The sequence below is a fragment of the Maribacter arenosus genome, from assembly GCF_014610845.1.
Taxonomy (GTDB): domain Bacteria; phylum Bacteroidota; class Bacteroidia; order Flavobacteriales; family Flavobacteriaceae; genus Maribacter_A; species Maribacter_A arenosus.
This window is the reverse complement of sequence record NZ_JABTCG010000006.1, coordinates 125,184-151,194: the sequence shown is the minus strand read 5'-3', so window position 1 is coordinate 151,194 and position 26,011 is coordinate 125,184. Positions and strand designations below refer to the sequence as shown.

The following is a 26,011-nucleotide window of genomic DNA, read 5'->3' as shown; positions in this document are numbered from 1 at the left end:
TAAAATCTTCCATGAAAACCGAAAAAGTAATCGATCATATAGTTACCTGGCTTAAGAACTATGCAACGAATGCTGGTATGAAGGGATTTGTTATAGGTATTTCCGGTGGAATAGATTCTGCCGTTACATCTACCTTGTGTGCTAAAACCGGTCTTGACCTGCTCTGTTTGGAAATGCCTATTCACCAAGCCAAAAACCAGGAAACAAGGGCGACAAACCATATTAATTGGTTACTTAAGAATTTTGATAATGTCAAAAGACAGGCCGTAGAACTTACCCCTGTTTTTGATAGTTTTATTGAAGCCATGCCGGTTGTTGACAATGAGGAAGACCGTTTTATGTCGCTTGCCAATACAAGGGCAAGATTGCGTATGACCACGTTATACTATTTTGCCGCCTTAAACGGTTATTTGGTTGCCGGTACAGGGAATAAGGTCGAGGATTTTGGTGTGGGATTCTATACAAAGTACGGTGATGGGGGTGTAGATCTAAGTCCTATTGCCGATCTTTTGAAAACCGAGGTTTATGAGATCGCCAAATTCCTTGGAATCAACCATGAAATCGTGGTTGCCCCTCCAACCGATGGACTTTGGGGTGATGACCGTACAGATGAAGACCAAATTGGGGCATCTTATCCTGAATTGGAATGGGCTATGCAAAAAAACGAGGAGGGCAAATCAATTGATGATTTTTCTGGCAGGGAGAAGCAAGTTTTTACTATCTTTAAAAGATTGAATTCGGCGAACCAACATAAAATGGTTCCCATACCTATATGTCATATTCCTAGGGAGTTAAAGTAACCGCTCAACTAGTAATCAAGTACATAAGACGAGTATAATGCCATAATATCCCGATTTAACTGAAATTTGCCAATGTAATTAGATATTTTACCCTTACATTGTATGTCAGTTTTTAAAGACGGTGAGGTTAGTAAAAATTCTAGAAAAAATTAACAAAATGATTAAAGTGCTAATTGCGGACAACCATCCTATCATTAGAATGGGAGTTAGACAGGTATTGAACAATGCAAGTGGATTTGAAGTTGTAGATGATGTTTCAACTACTTCCGAGCTTTTTGAAAAGCTCGAGACGACTTCCCCAGATGTGGTAATGTTGGAAATGGACATTCCGGAAATTAATGGTATTGCCACTTTAAGGAGGATAAAAAAGGAATACCCTGATGTGAGGGTGTTAATGTACAGTGGACAATCTGAAGATGTCTACGCACTAAGTACCATTAGGGCTGGAGCTTTTGGTTACCTCTCTAAAGCATCGGATATCGACTATATCATCTCTGCCGTAAAGAAAGTGGCTGAAGGAAACATGTTCATAACAAATGAGCTTGCACAACGATTGGCGTTTGATGAAGGAACGCAGAAACCGCGAAGATTCTTTAGAAAATTATCTACAAGGGAAGTTGAGGTTCTAAAACTATTAGCTAGCGGAAAACGAAATAAGGATGTCGCTCTCGGACTTAACTTGAACGAGAAAACGGTCAGCACCTATAAAGCACGTTTAATGAAAAAATTAAATGTGGACAATATGGTTGATTTATTACAACAAGCCAAAGCTTTGGAGTTGTACTAAATAAAGAATTTAAGTGATATATAAAGCCCTGACACTACTGTCAGGGCTTTTTATTTTCCTTTGTGTTGCACGGCATTTTTAAACAAAGCCCAACCTATGAGAGTACCCTGTTCAATTTTTTATTCAACAACTTGTTCAGTTGCAGGTAGTTCATAATTTCTTCGAGGGTCTCGCTATGATCTGTAGTGCTTTCTTCCGTACTATGCTGTAACGCCTCCATTCTTTTTTTAATCAGATAACAACGCAATGTTAAAATGGTCTCGCTTACCAACTGTGATACACCGATTCTTTTATCCTTAGGATAAATATCCTTGTTTTCCCATTTATGAAGGGTATACTTCTCCTCTTCCATTAAAATAGAGGATATTTCCGCTACCATTTCCTGGTCCAAATCGGCAATAAAGGTATTGATCGTAAAATCTTCCGTTTGATTCAATACGTCGATCAACTTATAGTAAATGCTTTTGAAATACGGATTTGTGAGCTCAATTTCATCATCCTGAAGATCTAAGTATATTTTTTCATACACTTTTACTTCAAGGGATTCAGGTTCCAAAATCAGATCGCCCTCTTCATTCTCTTTCAACACCAAATCCTCAAAGTGCTCTTTTTTATTACCATACAACAATAAAAGTTCAATAATCTTTCGTTCCAGCTCATATTGTACATCGACCTTTTCGGGCAAAGGATCATTTTTCACGACATCGAAAGCCTTTTGCTCCTGATTGACTCTTTTAGAAGCATCAGAAAAATCCTTTTTACTGATCTGGGCCAACGTATTGAAAAGCACCGCTTCTGAAATGTTCATGATCTGGGCACATTCCTGAATATAGATTTCTTTTTTTATTCGATCGGGAATCTTGGCTATGCTATGTACAATATCCCGAACCGTATCGGCCCTTTTTATAGGATCATTAGCGGCCTCCTTTACCAACAAAGAAGCCTTGAATTGAATAAAATCCTTTGAATTCCCGTTCAGATATTCGACAATATCCTCTAAATCGTTGTTTTTGGCGAAACTATCCGGGTCTTCCCCTTCGGGAAACGTACATACCTTAACATTCATTCCCTGTTCCAAAATCAAATCGATTCCACGGAGCGATGCCCTAAGTCCTGCCGCATCACCGTCGAACAAAACCGTGATATTTTTGGTCAACCGATCTATAAGTCGAATCTGTTCCGAGGTCAAAGCCGTACCACTGGAAGCTACGACGTTATGGATGCCCCTTTGATATAATTGGATTACATCGGTATACCCTTCGACCAAATAACAATTGTCCTCTTTCGCAATAGCCTGTTTGGCAAAATAAATACCGTAAAGTACCTTGCTCTTATGATAAATATCACTTTCAGGGGAATTTACATATTTGGCCGCCTTTTTGTCATTGGTCAGAATACGCCCCCCAAAGCCTAAAACCCTTCCGCTCATAGAGTGGATCGGGAACATGACCCGCCCTTTGAACCTATCGAACTTTTTAGGGCTGTTCGGATTATTCGCATCCTCTTTTACAATGGTAAGTCCCGTTTTTTGAAGATATTGGAGTTTATAGCCCTTATCCAAAGCAGCCGTGGTAAACCCATCCCATTGGTCCAAGCAGTAACCAAGGTCAAATTTTTTAATGGTCTCATCGGTAAAACCCCTTTCCTTAAAATAGGTCATGCCTATAGCCTTTCCCAATTCGGATTCCCAAAGCATTTGGGAGAAATGGTCTTTGGCGAATTCTGAAACCAGATACATACTCTCACGTTCATTGGCTTCCTGCTTTTGCTCATCGGTACGTTCGGTTTCCTCAACCTCGATATTATACTTTTTTGCCAAGTATTTAATGGCTTCCGGATAAGTAAAATGCTCATGCTCCATTAAAAAAGCCACCACATTGCCTCCTTTGCCACTACTAAAGTCTTTCCAGATCTGTTTTACAGGCGATACCATAAAACTAGGTGTGCGTTCATCGGTAAAAGGGCTTAAACCCTTGAAATTGGAGCCTGATTTTTTCAATTGTACAAAATCACCAATAACCTCCTCTAAGCGGGCAGTTTCGTATACTTTGTCTATGGTCGATTTTGAAATCATATTGGAAATAAGAATAGCGAATAAAAATAGCAATTTTATTTATCTTAGGATTGTAAAAACACATCCATGATACTATTCTTAGGTACGCGGCCCGGAAAGATCCATTTAAAAAACTTAGAAGGTGTTTCATGCACCTACTGCAATCAAAAAAATACACTGACCGCATCGACCAGCTCCAGTTACTTTCATCTATTTTGGATCAAACTCTTCAAGATTTCAACAAATGTGATAGCGGAATGCTCCTATTGCAAACGGGTGTATTACCAAGAAGAATTTAGCAAGGAAATGCGGCGTGCTTTAGAAAGATCGATATAAATAAACCCCCGCCTTGGCTTTGCCAAGACACCTCCCCTTATAAGCGGAGGAACAATGGTTTACAGATCAAACCGAAGTCCAAGCGAGATATTGTGTTGTTCTATGGCCGCGTCCTGGAAAATTGGGTTAAGATCATATTTGGCATATAAGAGTACACCGTCAAACCCAACATAAGCGCTTAGCCCATAAATAAGATCATTTGTATTATATCCCCGGTTTAATTTGTCCTTTACATTTTCACCATTACGGTCGTACTTTAATTTTTGGCGGGTACCCAAGTTGAAACCTCCATAGGCCCCTATGCCCACACGAAACTGATTGGTCAAGGAATATCGCATGGTCTTTTCGGTTTTGTGCAGCTTTGACGGCCCAAATTCCAAATGTATCGGGAATACCAAGTTATCCATTCTTAACTTTGATTTCTTAAGGTCATATTCAAATTCCTGCAATTCAACCTGATTATTTTCAACAACGAAATATTGATTGTCTTTTGGTTTCAGTCCATTGAATTGGAATGAAAACCCATAATTTAAACGAACAAAATTTGTGTTCTCAAAAACCCGCGTGCGCCACGACCATCCCATTTCGAAAAACCTACTTCCCCCAATTTTATACGGTGATTCGTTTATTGATTGTCCATCGATCAAGGCGTTGTTCAAGCCAACGGCCAAAACAAAATCAGAGTAGGTGCGTCTGTCGTATTTCAATTCTTTCTTCATTCTTCTTTTGCCTTCCCACAACACTGAAGACCCGTCTTTCCTTATAAGGTCCAAATTTATTTCCAAGGCCCTATAGCCGGTGCTGTCTAAGGCTTCCGCTTTCAAAACATTTCCATTATTCCGTTCTAAAAGAAGGATTTCATTTTCAACAATGGCAATTCTATTTTCAATATTAAGTGCTCTTTTTTTTGCTGCGGATTCTTTCAAATCCTTGGCTTCTTCAAAACTGATTTGGTTCTTTTCATATCGTTTGTTTATTTCCTCTACTTCTATTTTTAGGGCTTCCTTTTCCTGTTCCGCAATTTGATCCTTTTGCTTTTTCAATAATTCAACTTTACCCCTATAATCTTCATCTGTCTGGGCGGATGATTGTTGAACTGCGAATGAAATTAATACAACGATTAAATAAATGATAATGACTCTCATATTGATTTGATTTTTAATCTTGCCCCCCACCTCCGGTTATAGGAGGCAGGAACAAGAAGTTTGATATTTGATTGATGAATATTAATTGTTGCGATCAGCGACCGCCGTTCTAACTTTTAGAAAACCCTCTTTTAAAGATTCGAAAATCTGCTCTCTGAACGTTTGGTCTAGCTCACTTTCGACTTGATCCAATAATGCCATGGCGTTTATCTTTCCTCCATGAGCTTTCAATTTTTCAGAGAGAATCTCTTGCCCTGCATTTCGTAATAATGAATCTACTTCCACATCTGTAACCTGCAGATTATTATCTTCCATACTATCAACCTGTCGTACCAATTCTGCTATTTTGGCATCGATAAGTTCTTCCGTCTTTGTTTGTACGGCTTTGGATTCAATGTCCATTTTGTCTGTTTTTTGCACCACAACGAATTGGGATTTATCCTTAATTGTTGAAGGACCCTGCCTTTCCCAGAAAGTTTCTTTGGTCGCAATAACTGGTTTTTCTGCTTCAACCAACCGTTCTTCCACATTATTTTTTTCGGACAAAACTTCTTCTGATTTGGGAATAGTAACTGGTTCTTTTGGCTCAATAACCACCTCAATTCCAGCATTTTCAAGTTTATCTTGATTCGCAAAATAAATTGTTGTGATAAGCAATATGCCTATAAAACTGGCAGCTACACTATACCAAATGAACTTAGTTGAATTCCTTTTATCTGCTTTTGGCAATTGACCGGACAATTTTTCCCATGCGGCCTCCGACGGGGCTATTTCCCTTTTGTTCAATTGTTGCTTAATATGTTTCTCAACTTTATCGACTTCCATAACCTATAATATTTTGTTGCTGCAATTTTTCCTGTAACATCCTCCGTGCCTTGAACAATTGCGATTTTGACGTACTTTCCGATATCTGTAATAGTTCGGCAATTTCATGATGTTTATAGCCTTCGATCACATAGAGCACAAAAACCATTTTATACCCTTGGGGCAAGACATCGATCAACATTTGAATATGCTCTACATCCATATCCGAGGAAATAGGATTGGTTTCGACCTCATTTCGTTCATATATTTCATCGTCAAAGACTACAAACTGTTGCTTTCTGATATAGGAAATACTTTCATGTATCATAATCCTGCGAACCCAACCCTCGAAACTACCTTGGAACCTAAATGTTCCCAAGTTTTCAAATACCTTAAGAAAACCACTGATCATTACGTCTTCCGCAAAATGCAGATCCTTAATATACTGCCTACAAACCCCAAGCATTTTTGGCGCGAATTTCCCATAAATATGTTTCTGCGCTTCCGGATTCCCTGTAGTCGCTTTTTTTATAAGCTGTTTTTCGTTATTGTAGATTGTAATGATCTTCAAAATGATTTGATTGGCTTCTATAAAGATAGACGCAAAACTAGGGAAGATAGTTGCCTAAGAATTGAAAAAAAGTTTTGGATTATTATATTATACTGGTTTTCAATCGTCTAAAACCTATTTTTTCCGGTCGACCACATAATTGACCATAAGTTCTAGTGAGTCCCGATAATTGGTTTGGGGGTAGGTAAGTAAAATATCCAACGCCAATCTTTTAAATTCGTGCATTTTTGATTCGGCATAGAAAAGCCCTCCTTGATCCTTAACGAATGCAATAACCTCTTTCACCCTTTTTTTATCCCGGTTATGATTTTTCACCGAATTGATCAACCATTTTTTTTCCGCTTTTGTACAAGTATTCAGCGCATATATCAAGGGCAGTGTCATTTTTTGTTCCTTGATATCTATTCCCGTGGGTTTCCCTATTTTTTGTTCCCCATAGTCGAAAAGATCATCCTTTATTTGAAAAGCCATACCGCAGTATTCCCCAAACTTTCTAAAAGTCTCCACTTCCGCAGATTCTGGCTTTACAGAACAGGCACCCATACTGCAACAGGCAGCGATCAACGTTGCCGTTTTTTGGCGGATAATATCATAATAGACTTCTTCTGTAATGTCCAATCGTCTGGCTTTCTCAATCTGTAATAATTCACCTTCACTCATTTCACGGACGGCAACGGAGATTATTCGAAGTAAATCAAAATCACCATTGTCAATAGACAAAAGCAACCCTTTGGAAAGTAGATAGTCACCCACCAGGACAGCAATTTTATTTTTCCACAATGCATTTATTGAGAAAAAACCACGCCGTTTATTGCTTTCGTCAACCACATCGTCATGCACCAATGTTGCCGTATGGATGAGTTCTATAACAGAAGCCCCTCTATAGGTTCGTTCGTTGACCTCACCATTGTTCAATAACTTGGCTGTAAGAAACACGAACATGGGGCGCATTTGTTTCCCTTTTCGGTTTACAATGTAATAGGTAATACGGTTCAATAAGGCAACCTTGGAAGACATGGAATCGCGGAACTTGGTTTCAAAAAGTTCCATTTCCCGATTTACAGGATCCTTTATTTGAGCTACAACTTTCAAGTATAGAGGTTTATTGCCTTATATGCTTTAGTCGTTAAATTTAGGGAAAATAAAGGGTCTAATTCAGAATATAGAATCCGGAATACAGAATTATCACGATTTATTTGCCAATTGACCACAGGCGGCATCGATATCCTTGCCTCGAGAGCGGCGTACTGTAACCGTAATCCCCTTTCGTTCCAACGTGTTCACGTACATAGCGATGGCCTTGTCATTGGCTTGTTGAAAATCACTATCATCAATGGGGTTGTATTCAATTAAATTTACCTTAGAGGGAGCGAAACGACAGAATTGTACCAAGGCATCCACATCCTTTTGGGTATCATTTATCCCTTTCCAAACCACATATTCATAGGTAATTCTACTTCCGGTCTTATTGTACCAATACTGCAAGGCTTCCCGAAGTTCAGCCAAATTCATGGTTGCATTGAAAGGCATTATCGATGTGCGTATTTCATCTATGGCAGAATGCAAGGAAACCGCAAGCTTGAACTTAACCCCGTCATCGGCCATTTTTTTAATGATTTTAGGTACCCCTGAAGTTGAAACCGTAATTCTTTTGGGAGACATGCCTAAACCGTTCGGAGATGTGATTTTTTCAATGGCCTTCAATACATTGTTATAGTTCATCAAAGGTTCACCCATGCCCATAAAAACAATATTGCTAAGGGGTCGGTTAAAATACAACCGACTTTCATTGTCTATGGCGACAACTTGATCGTATATTTCATCCGGATTTAGATTCCTCATGCGTTTTAACCTGGCGGTGGCGCAGAACTTACAGTCTAAACTACAGCCTACTTGACTTGACACGCAGGCCGTTGTTCTAGTTTTAGTCGGAATGAGTACAGACTCAACCACCAAATCATCGTGCAAACGAACGGCATTCTTTATGGTACCGTCCGAACTGCGTTGCATTTGATCCACTTTGATATGATTGATCACAAAATGGGAAGTCAGCAACTCTCGGGTTTCTTTTGAAATATTGGTCATCACATCAAAGGAATGGGCAGATTTCTGCCAGAGCCATTCATAGACCTGATTGCCCCGAAATGCCTTATCACCACTTTCGGCAAAAAATTCGCGCAATTGTTCCAAGGTCAATGCCCTGATATCCTTCTTTACTTTTTTTTCCTCCATTTCATGTACATCAAAAAAAATCCCACCTTCAATTTATATCGATAAAGTGGGATTTTACCTTTCGGTATATTCAAGATTTCCGCCCTAGCGAAACTATGGATCTGATTATAAAATCAACATGGCATCACCATAAGAATAGAACTTATAGCCTTCCATAATTGCTTCTTTATATGCTTTCTTCATTAAATCATGACCAATAAATGCGGATACCATCATCAGTAAAGTAGATTTTGGTAAGTGAAAATTGGTCACCATACATGTTGCAATACTGAATTCGTAAGGTGGAAATATAAACTTATTCGTCCACCCATTAAAAGTATTCAATGTTTGTTCAGAGGAAACAGCACTTTCCAAGCCACGCATGGCCGTAGTGCCAACGGCACATACCTTGCGTTTATTTGTTTTTGCCGTATTGACAATTTCAGTGGCTTTCTCATCGATGATTAGTTCCTCACTATCCATTTTATGTTTGGATAAATCCTCTACCTCAACCGGATTGAAAGTCCCTAAACCTACATGTAAGGTCACTTCAGCGAAATCGATACCCTTTATTTCCAGTCGTTTTAACAAATGCTTGGAAAAATGGAGTCCGGCCGTAGGTGCTGCAACAGCCCCTTCATGCTTGGCATAAATCGTTTGGTAACGGTTTTCATCTTCTGGCTCAACGTCCCTTTTGATATATTTTGGTAAGGGTGTCTGCCCCAATTCGCGAAGTTTTCTTCTAAAATCGGAATACGATCCATCATATAAAAAACGAAGTGTTCTACCCCTTGAAGTCGTATTGTCAATGACCTCGGCAACCAAGCTTTCATCTTCACCGAAATAAAGCTTATTACCGATCCGTATTTTACGTGCGGGATCAACGAGCACATCCCAAAGACGTTGTTCTTCATTGAGTTCCCTAAGTAGAAATACCTCAATACGTGCTCCTGTTTTTTCCTTGTTACCATATAACCTTGCAGGAAAAACCTTTGTGTTGTTCAAAACCATCACATCTCCTTCATCAAAATAGTTGATCAAATCTTTGAACATTTTATGCTCAATTTTTCCGGTCTCCCTATGTATGACCATTAATTTCGATTCATCCCTGTTTTCAGCAGGGTACTCGGCGAGCAATTCTTTTGGAAGTTCAAAATTGAAGTGTGATAATTTCATATAGAGTATATCTAGTGATTTTTGTTAGCAATTTTTGCGGCTGCAAATATACGACCTCGGCATAGGGGTTGTCAAGTAAAACGATGATTAAATGAAAATTATAGTTCCTGAAGTTGAAAACCCAACGTTTTAAGGTCTTTCCAAAAATCAGGATATGATTTTGAAACCACTTCGGCATCATTGATCTTAAAAGAAGTCCTTAAGGCCAATGGGGCAAATGCCATAGCCATTCTATGGTCATTATAGGTCGCTATAGCTACTTCAGGTACTAAATCGGATAAAGGTGCCATATGTAGCGATTTATCGGTTACTTTAACTTCTGCACCGAACTTGGAGAGTTCCGCCCGCATGGCCTCCAATCTATCGGTTTCTTTGATCTTAAGGGTATGTAAACCGGTCAGATTACAGCCAAGCCTCAATCCTAGACAGGTAACGGCAATGGTCTGGGCTATATCCGGGGCGTTCGATAAATCGCATTCGAAGATTCCCTGTTTAGCATCCTGTACCTTTTTCAATACGATTTCATTGGATAGGAATATGGTTTCTACACCAAAATCTTTATAAAGTTCCGAAATGACACTATCGCCTTGTAAGCTATCCTTCTTATAAGAACCCAGTTTAATTTCAGAACCTATGTCACTTAAAGCGACAATACTGTAAAAATAGGAAGCTGAACTCCAGTCCGATTCAATTACCATTTCCATTGGTGACACATGCCCTACTGTTGAAACCTTTATCGTATTCTTCCCAAATGAAGTTTTGGCCCCGATCTGGTTTAGTAAACCCAGGGTCATTTTTATATAAGGCACGGAGGTAATCTTACCTATCAATTCCAATTCCAAGCCATTTTCAAAGGTGGGTGCTATCAGCAACAAAGCCGAAATATATTGACTGCTGATGTTCGCTGGCAGACTTACTTTGTTCTTTGCCAACTTTTTCCCATGTATTCTGATAGGTGGGTAGCCTTCATTATTAACGTATTCAATATCTGCACCAAGTGTTTTCAAGGCCTCTACCAGTACTTTAATCGGTCTTTCCGTCATACGTTGGGAACCAGTCAATACCACATCTTTACCCTCCTGTGAAGCAAAATAGGCCGTTAAAAAGCGCATGGCAGTACCTGCATGATGAATATCGACCATATCACTACGAACCCCAAGTCCTTTTTTCATGGCATCGGCATCATCGGAATTAGATCGATTTCGTATTGCAATATTTGGAAATAGCGCTTGTAAAAGCAAAGATCGGTTCGTCTCGCTTTTAGAACCGGTGATTTGTATGGCGGATTTTAAATTATGATCCGATGGACCAGAAAGGTGTAGCTTCAAGTTACATAGGTTTAAAACGAACGCCCAAATATACCACTATTTGAGTTTTTCATTTTGTTGATGCCTATCATGGTCCCTTTTTGATTTTAGGTTCATTCTTTTATCGAAGGCCGCCTCCAAATCTATTCCTGTTTGATTGGCCAAACAAAGTACTACAAAAAGGACATCGGCGAGCTCCTCCGCTAGGTCTTTGTCCTTGTCCGATTCTTTTTCACTTTGCTCCCCATACCTACGGGCGATAATCCTAGCCACCTCACCGACCTCTTCGGTAAGTTGGGCCATATTGGTAAGTTCATTGAAATAACGAACCCCATGCTCTTTAATCCAATTATCGACCTCCTGTTGCGCTTTCTGTATTCCCATTGTCGTTAGTTTTAGACAAAACTACTTTTTCCAATTGTTTTTGAACAATAGTTTTGTAATATTCCTTTAACAATGGATAATTCAAGGATGAAAAAACAGCCACATTAATATGTTCTTCAACGGCTATCTGTAAGCTCTTCCCCCCTATAACACCAAGCTTATATTTAAAACTTCCCTGATTTTCGGGCAAAGACAAGAGCATATCTTCAGGAAGAAACTCAACGCGATAGCCCTCTGGAATTTTCAAGGTAATGAGATACCTGTTCTTTCTGGGGTAAATAAAGTCAATTGGGTAATCGCGCTTTTCCAGTTTAAAAGGATTTTCCTCTTCCGAAAACCAAAGTAAGGGCGATATGTAAATTTTGTCATCAATAAACTCAACAAGATCTTCGGTATAGAACGCAAAATTTTCCATAACCGGTTTTCCTACCGCTAGTTTATTCTTTATTCCATATTCTGAAATCTCGATTTCCCCAAATTGTTCTTCTAATTTTTCAAGATAGGTATCTTCATCCAAGACGTCATAATTATTCCTGAATGTATAAGCACCATAATCAACGAATGACCTTCTTATTTTTCCTTCCAATTCACCTGTATTAGAAATTTCAGCACTCAATAGAACGGTATTTTCTGATTTTAAAGTGGGCATTAGGGAGAATTCAGTTGAGGTCCCGTTTTCTTTAACTACCCTACCCGACCAATTCAATGCCCTTGTGGGTAAAAGATTAGGCTTGGTATATTTGTTGGTAGCGTCAAGAAAAACATAACCATCGCCAATTATTACGGACGCGGCCACATAATTGAAGCCTTCCATTGTTGGGAACAAGGGAACACCATTACTTCTAGTACTTATCAATACCGGATTCGCCTTTAGATTCGCGGCTCGCAGCATACCTACTAAAATCAAATTTATATCCGCTATATTACCTGTCTTAAGGTCATAGGCTTTTTTTACACCTTCATCTGAAGTATAGCCATACATACCATTCCAATGCATTCGATCTTTTACAAAGTGATAAATAGCACTTGTTTTCTCCTCTTCCGATACTTTCCCCTGAAGCACTATGGGTAGGTCGTCCATGAAATACCTAGTCTTGTCGAGTTGTCCCCCAAAACCTTCAAAATCGTAGATTTTCTTGACCACCTTTTCCCAACTGGTGGTATATGTCTCAATGGTCGAATTCGGGAATTTAGTAAACTGGAGTTCAAATTTCAAAGCGCTTCTATAATTGTCCATATTGTTTACAAAAGGCTCTTCTTTTAGTGCAGGAACATTGTCCATGGTAATTGATGATACATTATTGCGATATTTAAGGGATGAACTCGAAACCTTACTTGCCGAAACAACACGAGTATTTCGATTTGTCCTGGCATTCGAAGTGAAATTTATTTGTCCATGTAGACTTGACTTCTTTATATCAAACATTAAATACCCTTTGGTGCGTTCATTAAAAGTGTAGTACTCCGGTATGACCACCTTGATCTCCTGCTTGACAATGGGGATATCATATTGTAATATGATTTCATCAATATTACTGCTAAAAGGAGACTGTATTTTATATTGGTACTCAATAACACTACCTTCCTGTAAATTGGGCATAGTGAATTTTTTTCGAAGTCTATATTTGTTCACCTCTTCATTGAAAATATCATTTTTACTCAATTTGGTCTCCACGATTTTTCCGTCTTTCAAATTATAGGTAAAGGCCTTTATCCCACTTAACGATTCCGCGGTGTTTCCACTTTGATAGAGACTTTCGGAAATAGTTCCGAATTTGAATCCATCGGCATTGTAGATCTTTACTCGTTCATGTACATTGGTCTCTACCATGAATCCCTCATTTTTTACATAGTTATAGTTTATCGTTACTTCCCTGAAAAGAACAGCTGCCGCCGCAGAAGGATCTTGGGTATATTCTTTTTGCGTGAGTTCTTCTTTGGAGATTTTACCGAATTTAAAATCTTGGGCGAATAGGTTCAGTGTTATAAAAAACAACAGGAGTACATTGCATTTGGTACGCATACTTATCAAATATTTAATTTACTTTATTTTTTGTCAAGACGACTTTTGCATTTTCTTGTTTAGCCACTTTTTTCCTGAAATCCCTATACTCCTTATATTTTTCCGGAGGATAGGTTCCTGCATTCAAAGCGAATGATTTATTGTAGCGAATGATTTGCCCATCTTTTAATTCAATGGACATTGCATATTCGCCAAATTCAGTCTTAATATTTTGTGTGGCAGGTAATGCCTCTATACTATAACCAGAAGGGATATTAATTTCATACTCATCTATATCCAAAAATCCACGAAGTATTTCAAAAGGTCTTTTTCGTACGCGATACCTTTTTGGGACATGCTCGATTTTATTGAAAGGATTAAGTCCAAATAAAATACGGTCCTGGCTTGTAGACGCATAATTATTGGCTTCCAAGGAAACCGTTTCTTTCATCGAAATTGCATTTTTATCATTTAAAAAATTGAAAGAACCAATATTCAGGTTATTAATATTGTGCCAAAATTTTTTATAATATTTCACTACATCCTCTGTGGTTTCATTTTCTAAATGCAGCCTGTTGGAATATTGTACGCCTGTAGTTGAAATTTCGACTTCCCCAGTAAGCGTACCCTTATCTGAGACCTTAAATGAAGCTGTGGTAAGTTGCTTATTTTGCCCATTGAGATACGACCTGGTCCTAACTATTTCCCCGCCATTTGGTTTTACTACCAATACATCCCTGTCGTCTGTAAAATCACCGATATACCCAAACGGGTTCACTTGGGAAGTACAATCTACCCAATAGTATTCATCATTATAGGGGATTGCCAGAATCGCATGGTTTCCTTGAAGTATTGAAAAATCCTTGTCAAAATCTATTTTTGCATTCCCTGCGTGTACAACAACATAATAGGATTCTACACCTACCTCTTTTAAAAGGGCCTTTGTATAATTTGATAGCCCTTTGCAATCACCATATTTAACTTTATCAACGTCAATTGCACTAATAGGTTGCCATCCACCAATGCCGATTTGCACGCTGATATAACGTGTGTTATCCTGAACATACTGGTATATTATCCTTGCCTTTTCTAACGTATCATCAGTGCCTTTGACAAGCTCATGGACTGTCATTTTGGTTTCTTCCGTGAGGTCATCCCTATTCTTTAATAATTCATTGTCAATCCATGCTCCTAAATCATTCCAATCAGCTACGGAAGCATCTACCCCTTTTAGATTGAAATGTTTCATTCGTACTTTTAGTCTAGGTACGATATCTAAAAAATCAGGACTCAAATACTCCTGTTTTAATGCTGGAATATTTTCGGCACTATATAGAATGCTATTGGAAGTTTCCTTTTTATCATATGTGATACCATCAAGGTTATATTCTTTTATTTCGGGTTTTAAGGTTTCATCTGCAAAATTGATCTCATAATGGCTTTTTTCTACACTTACTAAATAGCCCGAAATGAAATACCATGGAGGGAAAAAACCAGTATCACTTGATTCTACTTCATAAGTAAACTCCAACGTATACGGGTACTGTATCGGGGTATAACGGTGATATAGTAATCGATCATCATTATACAATGAAAAACCGTCGGCCGTACTTAGGTCCTGAAAATCCTTTCTCTTAATGTGTTTTATTTCCTTACCCAATTGATCATAGATCAAAATATCGATATTCTTGATTTTCTTTTCCTTATCGTAATACAATTGGGTTCTTGCTGAGCTATTTCCCAATTTATTGAGTACTGTAACTACTTGTTTCACAGTATATGTTATGGATTTGTGGGAGGCAACATCGATCTTCATCTCATCCAAACGAACTATGGCATTCGCATTCTTGGTCAAAATTGGATCTAGGGCTAAAGCTTGGAAACTATTTTCTTGGGGGTAAAGTGAGGTAAGTACCAAAATGGCACAAATGGTAATTAAAGGTAAGCGCATTGGTCAGGTATGGTTGAATAACTACAACGTCAATTTACCTATTTTTCTTACAATTAATATGGAAAAAAATAAAAAATCTTACTATTCCCTATTTTGGGTATCAATTATAATCGTTACCGGACCATCGTTTACCAGATCGACTTTCATATCTGCCCCAAAAATACCCGTACCTACTTTTTTTCCTAGATCATGCTCTAACCGTTGCACAAATTCCTCATACAAAGGGATAGATACTTCCGGTTTGGCGGCTTTAAGGTAAGACGGTCTATTTCCCTTTTTGGTCGAAGCATGCAAGGTAAACTGACTCACTACTATGGCTTCACCCCCTTTTTCGATCAAAGACGTATTCATCACTCCATTTTCATCATTAAAAATCCGCAGATTCACAATCTTACGTGAAAGCCAATCAATGTCCGATTTGTTATCTTGATTTTCAATACCCAATAATACGAGCAGACCATCTGCTATGGTCGAGATGATTTTCCCATCAACGGTGACACTTGCCTTGGAGACTCTTTGAACAACCGCCTTCATAATAATTTCGCTTTATTTTGGTAAAATGCAACTTTACTCTTTTTCAAAATCATCGATTCTATAGGTGTCATCCTCCCCTGTTACCATTTGAACATAGCTCTTATACCTACTCCAGGCCACTTCATTATTTTCAAGTGCTTTTTTAACGGCACAACTGGGTTCATCCAAATGAAGACAATTATTGAACTTGCATTCACTCTTAAGTTTGAAAAACTCGGGAAAATAATCCCCGATTTCATCCTTTTCCATATCAAAAATACCAAAGCCCCTTATTCCTGGGGTATCGATTATTCGAGCGTCAAAACTTAGATCGAACATTTCAGCGAAGGTCGTAGTATGCTGCCCTTGCAGGTGTTGTTCGGAAATTTCGGTCGTCTTTATATCCAAGGAAGGTTCAAGGGCGTTGATCAAAGTGGATTTTCCCACACCCGAATTACCAGAGAACATACTGGTTTTCCCAACCATCATTTCTTTTACCTTATCAACATTCTTACCAGTGGTTGCCGAAATACCGATACAGGTGTAGCCTATTTCCCTATACAAGGCCGCGAGATACTTGACCTCTAACAACTCTTCCTCATCATAGGTATCTATTTTATTGAAAAGTAGAACCGCAGGGATATCATAAGCTTCGGCCGTGGCTAAAAAGCGGTCCATAAAAATAGTGTAGGTCTTGGGGTTTTTAACGGTAACAATTAAGAATACTTGGTCGAGGTTCGAAGCAATGATATGGACCTGTTTGGAAAGCTTTACCGATTTCCTGATAATGTAGTTCTTTCGATCTTCGATCTTTGTGATTATCCCAATGGTCTCGTCACCAATTTTCTCTATTTCAAAAACTACATGGTCACCAACCGCAGTAGGATTGGTGCTTTTTATACCTTTTATCCTAAATTTACCCTTAATGCGACATTCATAAAAATCCCCCTCGGTCGATTTCACAGTATACCAACTTCCCGTTGATTTATATACTATACCTTTCATTTAGACAAAAAAATCATTAATAGTGGGTAATCTCACAAAATAACAATTTTTCTGGATAACATTTATTTTATCTTTACGTTATTAGTAACTAAATAAAACCAATCACATGAAAAAAATCATTGTATTTGCATGCCTTTTAAGTTTAATTTCATTTGAACTCAATGCCCAAGAATACACGGTTATTACAAGCGTGGAGTCTATTGTTTCAAGTGGGTTGGGAAGATCTCGATTAATCAGTAACCTAGAACAAAAGGATTATCAGGAATTCACAAGTGTACAATCCGAGGAAGACAATACCCGTAACAAATCAAAAAGGGATGAAATTCGGGTAAAGAATTTTGAAGAGACCAAACTATTGAACTTCTTTAATATCGGGGGGATTCGTTTTCAGAATATCGCTGCGAATGACGCCCTTATTTCCTCAAAGATCAATACAATGGTAGCCGAAGGTTGGGAGCTGGCATTTGTGACCAGTGCCGTTGAAAGTGATGGCGGTAAGGGCGATGGTCAAGGTATTTTCATTACTCGCTATATTTTTAAGCGCTAACAATATAAAGAGGGTGTCTATAAGACAAAAATAAAATTGTCATTACGAACGTAGTGAAGTATTCTGGTCTTTGATAATCAAAAGTTCGGAAATTGCTTCTTACCGCCAGGGACATTGATGGACTTAGTCACCCTCTTTTATCTTTAATCCTGTATATAAACCCGACCACCAGCCAGGGTTTTTTTATTGATATCTCTTGGGTTACCATAGACATAAACATCTCCCCCGGCTTTCACATTGATATCCACTTTGTCCGATGCATAGATCTCGGCCTCGCCTGCTGCGGTAATTTTCACATCGGTATTAGAAGTCTTTAGCTCCCGGCCCTCGAAAATACCTCCTGTATTCAAAACAATCCATTGACTTTCCGCCAAACCGGATACCTCTACTATACCGCCTGTTACGGCCTTGACTTCCAAATCAACAATATCCAATCCTGCCTTGATGTGCGCCCCTTCTTGGGAACGGATTTCAAGATGGTCTTGTTTTATCAATTCATTACAGACAATCTTTGCACCCTCATTGCCATCAATGACATCCAAATGTTTATAAAAGACTTCTATAAAGGTGTCTTCCCCGGTAAATTTCTTATCCAATTGCATCCTTAATTTCAAGGTGCCATCCGTATTCACAACCTTGATGTCATACACATTCTCTCCCTTTATCGTAATCCTGTTCTCATCCGATTTAATAAGGTTTACTTCTATTAAATCGAAAACCTTGATCTTATTGAAGTCACCAACTTCTTTATCTATCATTCTTTGGGCCGAAGCAGCCATAGAAACCGACAATGCCAGAAGGAAAAGTATTTTTTTCATTATTGTTCTTTTTTTTGGTTTATTAAAAGATGTAAGACTTATGCAAATGTTACAGTTTGCCAAAAAAAAATCCCGATTAAAAATCGGGATTTGTTATTAAGATTGCATTATCTTCTCTTGATGGTTGATGGATTCTTGGTGAATGGCCTTGAACATTCTAAGAATAAACTCCTCACTCAATCCTTTTGACTCTCCTTCAAGAATCATACTGCCCAGAATGGAATTCCATCTGGTGCTTTGCAGAATGGCAACATTCTTTTGTTTTTTTAGGGTACCGATTCCATCGGCAATCTTCATTCGCTTACCAAGAATACTTATCAATTGATTATCTATGACATCGATCTGTGCCCTAAGGTTACTAAGCTTGCTGTTGAATTCGGCCTCTTCATTGGTTTCCTTTCTAATGCGCAGATCTTTCATGATCTGCACCAGGGTTTTTGGGGTCACTTGTTGCGCAGCATCGCTCCATGCATTATCCGGATCGTGATGGGTCTCTATCATTAATCCATCAAAATTCAGGTCCAATGCGGTTTGCGATACATCAAAGATCAAATTCCTATTACCCGTTATATGTGATGGATCATTGATCAAAGGCAAATCAGGAAACTTCGTCTGTAATTCTATGGCCAACTGCCATTCAGGAATGTTTCTGTATTTGGTTTTCTCATAGGTCGAAAAACCCCTATGAATGACCCCCAATTTTTTGATATTGGAACTGTATAATCTCTCTACGGCACCCAACCATAATGATAAATCAGGATTTACGGGGTTTTTGATCAAGACAATTTTATCGGTACCTTCCAGCGCATCAGCGATTTCCTGCACGATAAATGGACTTACCGTAGAGCGGGCCCCAACCCATAACAAGTCGATATCGTGTTCCAATGCCAATTCTACATGGGCTTTATTCGCCACTTCGGTAGCCGTTTTCAATCCTGTTTCTTCCTTAACTTTCTGCAACCATTTAAGACCCAATGCACCGACACCCTCAAAGTTGCCTGGACGAGTTCTTGGTTTCCAAATACCTGCCCGGTAATAGTTGACATCGGTATCTTTTAGCTCATGTGCGATTTTCAAGACTTGTTCTTCTGTTTCAGCACTACATGGCCCTGCAATTACCAATGGATGATCTAATCCCAAATCATCCAACCATGTTCTCATTTGTTTTGAATTCTCCATTTTTACTTCCTCTTTATTTGTTCAAAGGTATTCCTTTTAATATTTCTTTTATTTTATTCGTATTGTTCATTTGATCATAAATACCTTCATAATCATTTTTCAGCAACAATTGTTTAAAGGCTTCAAGATTTTGGATATACTCTTCCAAGGTCTCCACAACATTTTCTTTATTCTGCTCAAAAATGGGTGTCCACATCGCAGGGGAACTCTTAGCCAAGCGCACGGTACTTTCAAATCCACTACCGGCCATATCAAAGATATCCCGTTCATTTTTCTCCTTCTCAATAACCGTTTTCCCCAGCATAAACGAGCTTATGTGCGATAAATGGGAGACATAGGCAATATGCTTATCATGGGCCTCGGGATTCATATATCTAATCCGCATTCCCAATTGTTGGAAAAGTTCCAGGGCTTTTTCCTGAAGCTTAAAAGCTGTTTTTTCGACCTCACAGATAATATTGGTCTTGCCTTGGTATAAACCATCTATAGCCGCAGAGGGCCCTGAAAATTCAGTTCCTGCAATAGGGTGGCAAGCCAAAAAATTTCTTCGCTTTGGGTGGTCGTCCAAATTTTTGCATAAGGTTGCCTTGGTTGAACCGGCATCGAACACCACACAATCATCATTGACATGATTCAATATTCGTGGCAGCTCGGACAACATTGCATCGACCGGAATACTCACAATAACGATTTCGGCTGATTGAAGATCATCATAGCTTGCTTTACTGTCGATCAAATTCAATGTCAATGCCTCCTCAAGATGTGATGCATTGTTATCTATACCAAATATATTGGCATTAGGATTCAGCCTTTTTATATCCTTGGCCATAGAACCCCCGATCAAACCAATACCGATTACAAATACATTCATTCCTTTCTTAATAATAGAATCTAGCACTTAGACACTAAAAGTTCTTATTTTTCTTGTTTCACTTTGTGCTCATATAGTGTATTACATCAATCTTATACTGTGTAATAACCGTTTGCACTTATTTCCATGGTTGTCCCACCTTTTTAAAATCTACCCAATGCCTCCCTGATTTTTCCTTCTTTGACACAAAGTGAAAATCGAATATAACCCTCGCCATTACTACCGAAAATTGTACCGGGGGCTATAAAGATATTCTTTTCATAAAGCACCTTATCAATAAAAACCTCGGATGGTAGGGAATTTTTGGGCAGTTTCGCCCAAACAAACATCCCAACGGCATTCGTGTCATAGGTACAATTCAATTTATCGGCAATTTCAAACATCAGTTCCCTTCGATTTTGGTAGATTTTATCCAAAGATTTGAACCATTCCTCACCACTCTTTAAAGCTTCAATAGCCCCCTTTTGAATACCATAGAACATACCGGAATCCATATTGCTTTTCACCTTTAAAACAGCATCTAAATACGAAGCATTTCCTAAAACCATACCAACACGCCAGCCTGCCATATTAAAGGTCTTGCTCAATGAATTCAGTTCCAAGGCAACATCGTTCGCCCCAGGGATGCCTAAAATACTCAATGGTCCATTACTGAGTACAAAACTGTACGGGTTGTCATTCACCAATAGGATATTGTTCCTTTTTGCAAATTCAACCAACTGGGTCAATTGTTCCCGATTGGCCATAGCCCCTGTGGGCATATGTGGATAACTGACCCACATTAATTTCACTTTGGATAAATCTTGTTGCTGTAAAGCCCCTAAATCGGGAAACCAACCGTTTTCTTCATATAGATCATAAAGTTTTGGCTCCCCGCCTACTAATTTAGTAACCGATGTATAGGTAGGATAACCAGGATTAGGTATTAAAACCTCATCACCAATGTTCAAGAACGCCATACTAATATGCATGATACCTTCCTTAGAACCCATTAAAGGTAAAATCTCTGTATTGGGGTCGGCTGTCACTCCGAATTTTGCCTTATAAAAATCGGCGATAGCTTTCCGAAGTTCTGGCAAACCTTGGTAACTTTGATATTGATGGGCCCCAACCTCGGTCATTGCATCCTTGATAGCACTAATAACCTCTTGGGAAGGTGCCAAATCAGGACTGCCAATACCCATATTGATAATGGGTTTCCCCTCTGAAATAAGTCCTCGCACCTCTCGCAACTTTTTTGAGAAGTAGTACTCTTCCACTTTTTTTAATCTATCCGCGATAGTAATCATAATCTGGCATTTTTATATTCTCCCAAAACCCTAAAATCATCCGACATGATATCCAAAAGCGATTTGGCCTTGGCAAAATTATCATATTCATCGAAGGTAACATCAACGAAAAAAGCATATTTCCACGGAGTTTCGATAATAGGCAATGACTGTATCTTGGTCAAATTCAAATTACAATCGCTCATCACATTCAAAACCGTTGCCAGACTACCTCTTTTATGATCGGTTACAAAGCGTAATGAAGCTTTATTGATCTCGCTTTTAGGCAATTCCTTATTCTTTGTTTTTACGATTATGAAGCGGGTCGCATTGTTTTTTATCGTCTGTATCTCTGAGGCAATAATGCTCAAATCGTATAATTCGGCCGCAACTTTCGGTGCTATAGCGGCAATTCCTTGTAATTGTTTGTCATGTATCTGCCTTGCTGTCTCTGCTGTATCGACATCTTCGACCATTTTAATATGAGGTTTGGTCTTTAGAAACTCCCTACATTGCAATAATGCCATGGGGTGTGATCGCACTTCGAAAATATCGTCAATTGACTGGCCAGCGAGCGCCATAAGGTGATGATGTATGTTCAAATAGTGCTCCCCTATGATGTGTAAATTCTTCTCATAAATCAATGCATAGTTCGGAATTATCGACCCCACTATCGAATTTTCGATGGCCATTATTCCTTTGTCCGCAGTTCCATCAACCACACAGTCGACTAAATTATGAAAAGACATGCATTCTACGAGATCAATTTGGTCGTTAAAATACTCAAGGGCCACTTGGTGGTGGTTAGATCCCCTGATTCCCTGTATGGCTATCTTTAAATCCATTATTATGTTCGTGGCTTTCATCCACGGCTATTATTAACAAAAAAAGTCCCGTTTTTCACGGGACTCAATGTTATATTTTTAGTTTACAATACACTACAACAGTCCCGTTTCTCTTTTGTAAAAGAAGAAAAAATAAAAACCGTTATAGAAATACTGCTTTCTCATTCTGTGCTTAAATCTGTGGCTAAGGTAATTATTAAATTTAAAAATCAAATTTTATACCTGACTTTTTTTGTTTTTTTCGAGTAAAGTGAATTTCATTGCATGATTCTATTAAAAATGAACCGTTTATTACGAATTATTGAGAATTCCTATGACACATTCATTTAAATCTTCCTGAATTCCAGGGTTCGTACAATTGATTAAAATGGAGAAGACCATCTGTTCTTGAGGATAAATAAAAAGATTGGAATACCCCCCTACCCCATTACCTATATGCCCGAAATAAGGTCTCCCACTCTTATCCTCACTCACTTGCCAGCCCAAACCGTAATAAGTAGGATTTCCATTTATCTTGACAGAGGAAATAAATTGAGCAATGACATCATCATTTATAATCCCCTTGTTCAAATAGGCTTGACCGAATTTGGCAATATCCTCGGAAGTTGATACATATCCGCCCCCCGCCAATTTGTATCGGTTATTGACAGGAATGGCCTTTCGAAAACCCAATCTGTTCTTGGAATAAAATGTGGCAAAGTCGTGATCATGCTTTTCTATGGTCTCGACCCTGTCTGCCGGCAAGCTAGGTGCGCTCGATGGGACATTTTCCGGAAAGGTGTTTTGTAAATCTAAGGGGGTTAACACTTTTTCCTGTACATATTCCTCGAATGGCACGCCACAGGCTTCCTGCATTGCCAAGGAAATCAAGACCCAATCATAACTATTGTAGTGATAATCCGTTCCGGGCTCAAAAAGTAAGGCGTCATCCTTAAAAATATGCAGGCTATCCTTAATGGAATACGGTTTGTTCAATCCGTATTCCTTTCCTTTATAGCTGCGAATTCCGGCCGTATGGCTAGCCAATTGCCGAATTGTGAAATCATGCTTTTTCTTTGGGAAATATGGGACATAATGATAAAACGAACCATCCAGATCTATAATCCTATCCTTCACCATTTGGGCCAGTGCAGTTGCCGCTATATTCTTGGATATACTGGCAATCCTAAAAATTGTTTTTTTTGGATCTACTTTAATTCCAGCCTCCAAATCTGCATATCCATATCCTTTTTGAAAAAAAACCTTTTCTTTTTTAAAGACCGTAATGGCTAAACCAGGAATTTTTTTTTCCTTAATAAGGGAATTCAATAGCTCATCGATATGGACCAATTCTTTTACCTGAATTTGTTCCTTAGCCTTGTCCTTGGTGGCAAACAGGCTTTTAAGGTATGATCTGATGGATTTCAATTTCATATATAATCAATTATCAGACACTATAAAGGCGATTTAATATCAATCCCTAAAAATAAGCTTCCCAGTATATAATTCCTCGATCTCTAGAATTGATGGCTGGTTATAACTGATAACATCCCCAGTACCCCTGATTACCCCGGAAAGTGATTGTTGTGGATTAATTTGAATGTCATTGGTACCTCTATGGTTAAGACTTACGACATTGGCCAATAAGTTTTCAGCATCAATCCTTGAATCTCCGGCAGCAATATTGATGTTTAGGTTCTCGGTATTCCCTTTTAATCTAAAATAGGCAATACCATTGACCACAATGGCAAGACTCCCTGTATCCAATTCCAAATCAAATTCCCCATCTGTGGTCTCGGCCTGGGGATCGGTAAAACTTTCCGAGAACAAAAGTAATGAGGTATACCCGAGCGCCCCATCACTTTTGATGGGTAGACCGGTACTACTTCTAATTTCGGAAATGTTGGGTGAAGTAATATACACCTTGGTCAATCCGTACGCTCTAAAGAAATTACAGCCATTACCATTCCTTAGGATCAATCGATCATCCAGGACTTCCGCAACGATATCATTGAGAAGATATTCCCCTGTTTCGATTTCCACCTTTTGGGTTTCGCCCTGTTTCAGGATCAGGCTAATTTTTTCAAACACCGTAATCTTAGAGAATTGATCCACATCGATTTCCGTTCGTGATATTTCACCGGCATCCTGAAAGCAATCCGGGGCATTCTCGCTGTTGCAGGAATAAATAAGGACTACGAACACAACCAAGAAACCCTTGACGGCCGTCAAAGGAAATAACTTATTATTGCATATAGAAGCTCTCATTTTCTACTTCGTGTTTTTATAATCTTACACCAATGCCAAATTCAACGGCTTCCGCCTTGGCTCCATGCGATTTAAGCGTAATTGCACCAAATAACCTGTCACTGAAATAACGTTTCAATCCGACTCTATTGTACATTCTGCCCTCAAAATCGAATGGGTAATACACATAGTAGCCTAATTGGGTAATAACCGACATCTTATTTATAAACAGTTCATGGCCCAAAAACAGGCCGACCCTTTTATAATCATCATCAGCTGAAACCCCATTCTCCGGAAATGAGATAGATTGAAAACGAATCAATTCTTTTAAGAATCTGGAAAAATAAACATCAGTTCCAAAATGGACCGCACTCCTATTTCCCAAGCGTTTATCGGCATAAACCGAAACGATATAAAATGGATATTGCCCCATATCAATAACATCACTCTCATTCAATCCCGCCCTAAAGACGAAGTTGTATTTAATGGGTTCGGTTATTTTATCTTTTTCGGTACGTACCAAATACGGAATTTCACGCCCTCCATCCAGATCATAAATCACACCGGCGTTCAGGGCAAAAGTATTGGTCGATGTATTGGGAGCCTTAACATTGGCATTTGAATAATGGATCAATGAAATGCCCGCTTTGAAACCCAGTCCCTTGAAAACATTCTCCTTATGATAGTTCAACATCAGATAGGTAGAACTCATAAAATGGGTGCCATAGGCATTATTCCTGAAATTTTCGAATTTGTCATATGGATTTGAGTTGTAAGCAATACCCTGGCCTATACGAAATTGCATCAACCTTTTGAAAAAATAGAAGTTGTAATGGGCATACAGCCCAAAATTATGTCCTAAGGTGGTATTGTTCATGTTCTGATAAATAAACGAAGCCCCGATATCGGGATAATTGAAGGCTTGCTGCCAATCTTTATCCCCATACGTTTTTCGATTATAGCTTAGGATCAGGCCGGCCGGATGGTCTGAAATAAGATGGGATATATCCGTATTATGGAGCAATACCGAACCATAATATTGATTAATGTCGATAGTATGTTTTTTCAATTCCCCCTGATGGTCTTGAGATAAACCAATGGTGAATACCAAAATAAAAAAGGGAAGTAACCTTGGGTTCATGAAGTGCAAAAGTAAATTGACGGTGCTTTATGCACGATGCGAAGTTAATATAATTGTTTTACACCTTGTAC

At 38.7% G+C, this 26,011-nt stretch carries 25 protein-coding genes; 4 read left to right on the top strand and 21 right to left on the bottom strand.

The window, feature by feature from the left end:
* Positions 1 to 11 precede the first annotated feature (11 nt).
* Positions 12 to 800, top strand: coding sequence for an NAD(+) synthase (gene nadE, locus HPE63_RS16570; RefSeq protein WP_188315424.1), 789 nt, complete (start codon positions 12 to 14; stop codon positions 798 to 800).
* A 157-nt stretch (positions 801 to 957) separates the two neighbouring features.
* Positions 958 to 1,587, top strand: a complete 630-nt coding sequence (locus tag HPE63_RS16565; RefSeq protein ID WP_188315423.1) for a response regulator — start codon at positions 958 to 960, stop codon at positions 1,585 to 1,587.
* 94 nt (positions 1,588 to 1,681) lie between these two features.
* Here the strand turns inward: HPE63_RS16565 and dnaG are convergent, their stop codons facing one another.
* Positions 1,682 to 3,661 (bottom strand): DNA primase, encoded by a 1,980-nt coding sequence (gene dnaG, locus HPE63_RS16560; RefSeq protein WP_188315447.1) that lies wholly within the window; start codon positions 3,659 to 3,661, stop codon positions 1,682 to 1,684.
* A 66-nt stretch (positions 3,662 to 3,727) separates the two neighbouring features.
* Between dnaG and HPE63_RS16555 the strand changes: the two genes are divergently transcribed.
* Positions 3,728 to 3,976, top strand: coding sequence for a zinc-ribbon domain-containing protein (locus HPE63_RS16555; protein ID WP_188315422.1), 249 nt, complete (start codon positions 3,728 to 3,730; stop codon positions 3,974 to 3,976).
* A gap of 59 nt (positions 3,977 to 4,035) precedes the next feature.
* Here the strand turns inward: HPE63_RS16555 and HPE63_RS16550 are convergent, their stop codons facing one another.
* The 12 genes from HPE63_RS16550 to rsgA form a co-directional block, all read right to left on the bottom strand.
* A complete protein-coding gene (locus HPE63_RS16550) occupies positions 4,036 to 5,121 on the bottom strand; it encodes a porin family protein (RefSeq protein ID WP_188315421.1) in 1,086 nt (361 codons plus the stop codon).
* A gap of 81 nt (positions 5,122 to 5,202) precedes the next feature.
* Entirely contained in the window at positions 5,203 to 5,946 is a 744-nt protein-coding gene (locus tag HPE63_RS16545; RefSeq protein ID WP_188315420.1) for a hypothetical protein, read from the bottom strand.
* Positions 5,933 to 6,496 carry an RNA polymerase sigma factor gene (locus HPE63_RS16540; RefSeq protein WP_188315419.1) on the bottom strand — a complete coding sequence of 188 codons (564 nt, stop codon included), beginning with the start codon at positions 6,494 to 6,496 and terminating at the stop codon, positions 5,933 to 5,935. The genes HPE63_RS16545 and HPE63_RS16540 overlap by 14 nt, the downstream gene beginning before the upstream one ends.
* A 114-nt stretch (positions 6,497 to 6,610) precedes the next feature.
* Positions 6,611 to 7,588 carry a polyprenyl synthetase family protein gene (locus HPE63_RS16535; RefSeq protein ID WP_188315418.1) on the bottom strand — a complete coding sequence of 326 codons (978 nt, stop codon included), beginning with the start codon at positions 7,586 to 7,588 and terminating at the stop codon, positions 6,611 to 6,613.
* A 93-nt stretch (positions 7,589 to 7,681) separates the two neighbouring features.
* Complete coding sequence (rlmN, locus tag HPE63_RS16530; protein ID WP_188315417.1) at positions 7,682 to 8,728, bottom strand: 23S rRNA (adenine(2503)-C(2))-methyltransferase RlmN; 1,047 nt, start codon at positions 8,726 to 8,728, stop codon at positions 7,682 to 7,684.
* A gap of 105 nt (positions 8,729 to 8,833) precedes the next feature.
* Entirely contained in the window at positions 8,834 to 9,883 is a 1,050-nt protein-coding gene (gene queA, locus HPE63_RS16525; RefSeq protein ID WP_188315416.1) for a tRNA preQ1(34) S-adenosylmethionine ribosyltransferase-isomerase QueA, read from the bottom strand.
* Between the two features lie 98 nt (positions 9,884 to 9,981).
* Positions 9,982 to 11,211: a 3-phosphoshikimate 1-carboxyvinyltransferase gene (locus HPE63_RS16520; protein WP_188315415.1), complete on the bottom strand. Its 1,230-nt coding sequence runs from the start codon at positions 11,209 to 11,211 to the stop codon at positions 9,982 to 9,984.
* A gap of 36 nt (positions 11,212 to 11,247) precedes the next feature.
* Complete coding sequence (locus tag HPE63_RS16515; RefSeq protein WP_188315414.1) at positions 11,248 to 11,574, bottom strand: nucleotide pyrophosphohydrolase; 327 nt, start codon at positions 11,572 to 11,574, stop codon at positions 11,248 to 11,250.
* On the bottom strand, positions 11,540 to 13,597 hold the full coding sequence (locus tag HPE63_RS16510) for a DUF3857 domain-containing protein (RefSeq protein WP_188315413.1): 2,058 nt from the start codon (positions 13,595 to 13,597) through the stop codon (positions 11,540 to 11,542). Before HPE63_RS16510 ends, HPE63_RS16515 begins: the two co-directional genes overlap by 35 nt.
* 13 nt (positions 13,598 to 13,610) lie before the next feature.
* Positions 13,611 to 15,527, bottom strand: a complete 1,917-nt coding sequence (locus HPE63_RS16505; protein ID WP_188315412.1) for a DUF3857 domain-containing transglutaminase family protein — start codon at positions 15,525 to 15,527, stop codon at positions 13,611 to 13,613.
* Between the two features lie 81 nt (positions 15,528 to 15,608).
* Positions 15,609 to 16,061, bottom strand: coding sequence for a D-aminoacyl-tRNA deacylase (gene dtd, locus HPE63_RS16500; RefSeq protein ID WP_188315411.1), 453 nt, complete (start codon positions 16,059 to 16,061; stop codon positions 15,609 to 15,611).
* Between the two features lie 33 nt (positions 16,062 to 16,094).
* Positions 16,095 to 17,045, bottom strand: a complete 951-nt coding sequence (rsgA, locus tag HPE63_RS16495; protein ID WP_188315410.1) for a ribosome small subunit-dependent GTPase A — start codon at positions 17,043 to 17,045, stop codon at positions 16,095 to 16,097.
* Between the two features lie 106 nt (positions 17,046 to 17,151).
* Here rsgA and HPE63_RS16490 point away from each other — a divergent pair, with 106 nt between their 5' ends.
* Positions 17,152 to 17,592: a hypothetical protein gene (locus tag HPE63_RS16490; protein WP_188315409.1), complete on the top strand. Its 441-nt coding sequence runs from the start codon at positions 17,152 to 17,154 to the stop codon at positions 17,590 to 17,592.
* 143 nt (positions 17,593 to 17,735) lie between these two features.
* Here the strand turns inward: HPE63_RS16490 and HPE63_RS16485 are convergent, their stop codons facing one another.
* From HPE63_RS16485 to HPE63_RS16450, 8 genes are all read right to left on the bottom strand, one after another.
* Entirely contained in the window at positions 17,736 to 18,410 is a 675-nt protein-coding gene (locus HPE63_RS16485) for a head GIN domain-containing protein (protein ID WP_188315408.1), read from the bottom strand.
* Positions 18,411 to 18,506: 96 nt separating this feature from the next.
* Positions 18,507 to 19,589, bottom strand: a complete 1,083-nt coding sequence (locus tag HPE63_RS16480) for a bifunctional 3-deoxy-7-phosphoheptulonate synthase/chorismate mutase type II (protein ID WP_188315407.1) — start codon at positions 19,587 to 19,589, stop codon at positions 18,507 to 18,509.
* 13 nt (positions 19,590 to 19,602) lie between these two features.
* Entirely contained in the window at positions 19,603 to 20,460 is an 858-nt protein-coding gene (locus tag HPE63_RS16475) for a prephenate dehydrogenase (protein ID WP_188315406.1), read from the bottom strand.
* Between the two features lie 143 nt (positions 20,461 to 20,603).
* Positions 20,604 to 21,749 carry a pyridoxal phosphate-dependent aminotransferase gene (locus tag HPE63_RS16470; RefSeq protein WP_188315405.1) on the bottom strand — a complete coding sequence of 382 codons (1,146 nt, stop codon included), beginning with the start codon at positions 21,747 to 21,749 and terminating at the stop codon, positions 20,604 to 20,606.
* On the bottom strand, positions 21,746 to 22,573 hold the full coding sequence (locus HPE63_RS16465) for a prephenate dehydratase (protein ID WP_188315446.1): 828 nt from the start codon (positions 22,571 to 22,573) through the stop codon (positions 21,746 to 21,748). The genes HPE63_RS16470 and HPE63_RS16465 overlap by 4 nt, the downstream gene beginning before the upstream one ends.
* 291 nt (positions 22,574 to 22,864) lie before the next feature.
* Entirely contained in the window at positions 22,865 to 23,986 is a 1,122-nt protein-coding gene (locus HPE63_RS16460; RefSeq protein ID WP_188315404.1) for a serine hydrolase domain-containing protein, read from the bottom strand.
* A 39-nt stretch (positions 23,987 to 24,025) separates the two neighbouring features.
* Positions 24,026 to 24,820, bottom strand: a complete 795-nt coding sequence (locus tag HPE63_RS16455; RefSeq protein WP_188315403.1) for a head GIN domain-containing protein — start codon at positions 24,818 to 24,820, stop codon at positions 24,026 to 24,028.
* A gap of 16 nt (positions 24,821 to 24,836) precedes the next feature.
* A complete protein-coding gene (locus tag HPE63_RS16450; RefSeq protein ID WP_188315402.1) occupies positions 24,837 to 25,940 on the bottom strand; it encodes an acyloxyacyl hydrolase in 1,104 nt (367 codons plus the stop codon).
* Between the last annotated feature and the right edge of the window lie 71 nt (positions 25,941 to 26,011).